The sequence below is a fragment of the Streptomyces sp. NPDC026417 genome (genome assembly GCF_055567695.1).
On record NZ_JBVHPY010000088.1, the window covers coordinates 1 to 4,472 of the forward strand.

Annotated in this window: 5 protein-coding genes and 1 pseudogene; 3 read left to right on the forward strand and 3 right to left on the reverse strand. The window is 58.5% G+C overall.

Going from position 1 to position 4,472, the window contains the following annotated elements; translation table 11 throughout:
• The 3 genes and pseudogenes from ACZ4NT_RS38810 to ACZ4NT_RS38820 all read left to right on the forward strand — a co-directional run.
• Nucleotides 1-157, forward strand: a pseudogene (locus ACZ4NT_RS38810) (IS5/IS1182 family transposase); the annotation flags it as partial.
• A gap of 599 nt (nucleotides 158-756) precedes the next feature.
• The gene (locus ACZ4NT_RS38815; RefSeq protein ID WP_467730127.1) at nucleotides 757-1,464 is read left to right on the forward strand and encodes a pyridoxal-dependent decarboxylase; all 708 of its coding nucleotides are present in this window, start codon (nucleotides 757-759) and stop codon (nucleotides 1,462-1,464) included.
• Nucleotides 1,465-2,019: 555 nt separating this feature from the next.
• Nucleotides 2,020-3,015 carry a beta-ketoacyl-ACP synthase 3 gene (locus ACZ4NT_RS38820; protein ID WP_467730131.1) on the forward strand — a complete coding sequence of 332 codons (996 nt, stop codon included), beginning with the start codon at nucleotides 2,020-2,022 and terminating at the stop codon, nucleotides 3,013-3,015.
• Nucleotides 3,016-3,182: 167 nt separating this feature from the next.
• Here ACZ4NT_RS38820 and ACZ4NT_RS38825 read toward each other — a convergent pair whose 3' ends face one another.
• From ACZ4NT_RS38825 to ACZ4NT_RS38835, 3 genes are all read right to left on the reverse strand, one after another.
• A complete protein-coding gene (locus tag ACZ4NT_RS38825; protein ID WP_467730133.1) occupies nucleotides 3,183-3,716 on the reverse strand; it encodes a transposase in 534 nt (177 codons plus the stop codon).
• Complete coding sequence (locus tag ACZ4NT_RS38830) at nucleotides 3,608-3,850, reverse strand: winged helix-turn-helix domain-containing protein (RefSeq protein WP_467730135.1); 243 nt, start codon at nucleotides 3,848-3,850, stop codon at nucleotides 3,608-3,610. The genes ACZ4NT_RS38825 and ACZ4NT_RS38830 overlap by 109 nt, the downstream gene beginning before the upstream one ends.
• Before the next feature lie 22 nt (nucleotides 3,851-3,872).
• Nucleotides 3,873-4,472, reverse strand: a 600-nt coding sequence (locus ACZ4NT_RS38835; protein ID WP_467730129.1) for an IS5 family transposase, incomplete at its 5' end; no start/stop codon positions are given.

The following is a 4,472-nucleotide window of genomic DNA, read 5'->3' on the forward strand; positions in this document are numbered from 1 at the left end:
TCAACCGCGACCACGCCCAACTCCGAGCTCCCGGCAAACGGGCCTTCGCCCAACTCAAGTCCTGGCGCGTCATGCGCAGAGCACGCTCCTCCCCCCGCCGCATCAGCCGTACGCCCAGGCAATCCACGTACTACTGACCTGCGAGTACTCAGGATGAGAGAGGTTCACCGGAAGTCGCCACCGGCAACGTAATCGGCTCCCTGCACCGGCGCCATCGGGCCGTCGACTTCAAGAAGTTCCTGACCAAGCCTGACAAGGAACTCTCCACTGCCATCGATGTCCATCTGACCCTGGACGACTACGCCACCTCTCGATGTAGGCAAGGGATACTCATACCGCGAAACGGCGTGAACCTTAAGCTGCCCCTCAATTAGACGAACCTCTCGGTTCAGGTAAGGGATACTCACACCGAGACGGAACAAAGCTGAAGCGAGTACAAAATCAGAAGGATCAAGCCATACGCCATGACATTCCATTTGGTTTAAGACATCGGTTGTTTAGTTTAGGTTGGTGAGCGAGGGTCGTCAACTCCTCGATAATAAGTGACTCCTCACCCACATCCGGGACGCAGCCCTTCCACCCTCGTTTTCCAATCGAGCATATAAATCCAGAACGAGGAAAGCACGGAAAGAGCGAATTCCAATCCTTCACAGTCGATCGACCCCATTCAGGAGCGCCTGAAGATTTGAGTCGATGAAATGAGTAGGAAATACTCGGACGTCGGGCCAATTTTCCCGTTTACATTAGACAAACAAGGTGCAAGTTCTCCCCGACGGGCGAATGAATCCAGCCGCGCTTGCTTACGAATGCGAGGAGCGGCCTGGTAGGGGTGCTATCATTCTTGCCAGCATCAGCACTACGATGCGCGGCGGGATGGATGACGTCCGCGAGTTGCATAAAGCAGCCGAGTGCACCGAAGGCGTGCATGTACATTCAGATGCTGCCTTAAATGGGTTCATTCTTCCCTTCATGCGCGGTGACAGTTGTAACTGGAATTTCGGAGCCGGCACTGACAGTATCAGCATATCGGCGCACAAATTTATCGGCCTTCCAGTCTCAGCCGGTATTGCACTTGCCCGCCCAGACGTAGTTCCGACTCTCGAAGCTGGCCAATATATTGGTGCGACTGACTCCACCGTAGGGTGCTCACGCAGTGGATTGGCTGCGATATTTCTGTCGGCAGCGCTACGGGAGTTAGGACGCGAGGGACTCGCCGATAGGGCTTCGGCATGCATGAGTACAGCAGCGTTCGCCGAGAAGGAACTCGCAAATCTTGGCACAAACCCCTGGCGTCGCCCCGAATCCATCATTGTGGTTTTTGATCGACCTTCTCCCGATCTATGCAAAAAATGGCACTTGGTCACGGAAGGGGATCAAGCCCATTTAGTTACCGTTCCACACGTGACAACCGATCGAGCTCTTGAACCGTGCCGCGATTTGGCTGATCACGGTTATTTGACCTGAGGCCCAGATGCCCCCATCGAGGATGGGGGCATGACCGTTTTTCTTCTTTCCTTGAACTTCATCCCGGTTAACTCTAGCCATAGACGAGTACTTGGTCGGGGTCGTGGCGCCAGCCATTAATGGACGCGGGGCCCGGTCAAGATCGCATCGCATCGCATCGCATCGGCGGACTGACCAGCCGAAAGCGACGATATTCTGGCTGAGTGCCTTCTCCGCCAGTTCTGGGCGTCTCGACGACCGGGCCTTATCGAGACCGGTCTCGCCATGGCTAAACCCACCGCGCCATCATCGGTCAGCGCCGCCAACCCAAAGCGGCATTCCACGACGACCTTCCTCCGCGCCCCTAAGCGTGCCCAACCACCACCCCATTCACTAGGCCGCACCCAACTCACATCTACCTCCTGGCAAACTCGCCGTTTCGTGAGTAAGGGTTGCTCATTAAACCTGTCCGGTGGTCCCCCATCATTGATTAGAGGCTCCAATTATTAGACCTATTATTTACGCCACCACGATCTGACCCGAATAAGCCCGGGAAGGTTTACCATGCAAAGCGAGATGTCACTCAAGGCGGAATACAGAGGGAGCCCTGCGGGGCTTTCGTTAAAAAATCAAAATTCGGGAGTTCGCGTTCTGGCTACTGGCCATTACCAGCCGCCTCGCATTGTTGCTAATGATGAATTTGCGGCCACGCTAGATACTTCGGACGAGTGGATCCAGCGACGGGTAGGTATCGTCTCTCGGCGCTTTGCGGCACAGGGTGACTCAGTTACTGATCTGGCAGTCGCTGCTGCGCAGAATTGTCTAGCAAAGAGTCATGTGCGTAACCAGGAAATCGACATGGTTGTGGTGGCTACGAGTTCGTCAGTCGAGCGGCTTCCCAATGTGGCTTCTCGGGTCGCGGCGCGCCTTGAGTTCAGCGCCCCTGCAGCAATTGATATCAATACCGCTTGCTCTGGCTTCGTTCATGCTCTTGCCGTTGCCCAGCACGCCGTTCTCGCTGGTTCGTCACGCAATGCACTTGTGATAGGGGCAGAAAAGATATCCGATTTCATCAATTGGCAGGACAGAGACACATGTATCTTATTCGGTGATGCTGCTGGAGCTGCACTTGTGGGTGCAGCTCCGGTTAACGGAATAGGTCCGATTGTTTGGGGAGGTGACGGGAGTAAAGGATCTCTAATTCGGATCGATTCAAACACTGGGTGGATAAGGCAAGAGGGGCAGTCTGTTTTTCGCTGGGCAACAAGCAACCTTAGTCCGATAGCGATTGAGGCGTGCGAGCGAGCCAGTGTGACACCAGAGCAATTAGTTGCATTTGTGCCACACCAAGCAAATCTTCGCATAATTGAAAAGATCGCAAAGGATATTGGGGCAATTAACGCCTGGGTGGCTAAGGATATCGCCACCTCGGGGAACACGTCGGCCGCTTCTGTACCCATGGCATTATCGAAGCTAATCGACTCTGGAAAATTGCCGCCAGGGAGTCCGATTCTTCTTCTAGGGTTCGGAGGTGGATTATCTTTCGCAGCGCAGGTTATTTTGGCGCCATAGTGGCTTTTCTCATTTACCCAATTCCTCTTGAAGCGCCCTCGGTTGAGTTTCATTGATCCGCCAAGGAGTGATGCTTTAGCGTGTTTTCCTGCAATCTGCCCTGCGAGTAGTCTCATCAGGGAACCTCTTTCATCCTGAGTAGTCGCAGGTCAGTATTGATCAGAAACTCATGGGGTTCTCCTCCAGGACGTAGCGCATATGTGTGCCGCTGAAGTAGCCGCGGACGATGTGTGGCTGACGCTGGCGTCTGCGGAAGAAGCGGCGGGTCTCGGCTGCGAGTTCGGGCGGGTTCCGGTCTCGGTACTGCTTGGACAGGCTGTGTTTGATGTCGGCGTCGACCAGCCTGCCGGGGTTGAGCTCGGGCGAGTACGGGTGGCAGGAAGTGCAGCTCGACGTCGTCGGGGTGAGCGGCGAGCCAGTCCGGGGCCTTCTCCGAGCGATGCGCGGAGTGCCCGTCGACCACGAGATGGACCTTGTGGTCGACGTGGCCGGGCCGGCCGGTCCAGGAAGCGGCACATCACCTCGGCGGTGAAACTATCGGCGAAGACCATGAAGTGCATCCGGCCCTTGGTACTGATCGCCGACCTCGCGTTCACCGAGAACCGGTCCCCGCTCCGCCGCACCACCGGTGTCCTCCCCTTCTCGCCCCGGGCGCTGCCGGTGACCTGGTCCGAGCAGATGCGGACCTGGTCGGCGAACACGACCTCGCCGCCGTCCCTCTCCGCTTCGCACGGATCGCCGGCCACGTCTCCTCGCGCCAGCGGCACACGGCCTGCGGGTCCTCTTCCACAGCCCGCTTGTCCGGACGCTGGAAGGACAGCCCCCAACGCCTCAGGTACTAGGCAGTTTCGTTTGGATCAGCGGGCGGACCAGAGGAAGATGCCCGCGATGTGGAGGCCGGCCAGGTAGACGGTAGCGGTCTTCTCATAGCGGGTGGCGATACCCCGCCACTGCTTCAGGCGGTTGATGCACCGCTCGACGGTGTTGCGCTGCTTGTAGGTCTCCCGGTCGAAGGCCGGTGGCCTGCCACCGCGGCTGCCCCGACGCAGCCGGTGTGCGCGCTGGTCAGCGGGGACGGGGATCACTGCCCGGATGCCGCGCTTGCGCAGGTGCTCGCGGATCGCGCGGGAGGAGTACGCCTTGTCGGCCAGGACCAGGTCCGGCCTGGTACACGGTCGGCCTCGCGGACGGGGAACGCGTAGGCGGGCCATGACCTCGGTGAAGGCAGGTGCATCACCGGCCTGGCCTGCGGTGAGGACGAACGCGAGGGGCCGGCAGCGGGCATCGGCGGCGAGGCGGATCTTGGTGGTCAGTCCGCCGCGGAAGCGGCCGATGGCGTGGTCGGCGGGTTCGCCGGCCGGGGCCCCGTTACCGTTTTCGTGGCCTCGCAATGAGGCTCCCGGCCTTCGGCCCCGGTATGACTTGAGCCCCCAGTCGAGATGATCGAAAAGGTGGTG

What these genes read in the sequence shown, in the direction of transcription:
- ACZ4NT_RS38820 (WP_467730131.1), top strand. Translation starts at nt 2,020, where the DNA reads ATGTCACTCAAGGCGGAATACAGAGGGAGCCCTGCGGGGCTTTCGTTA.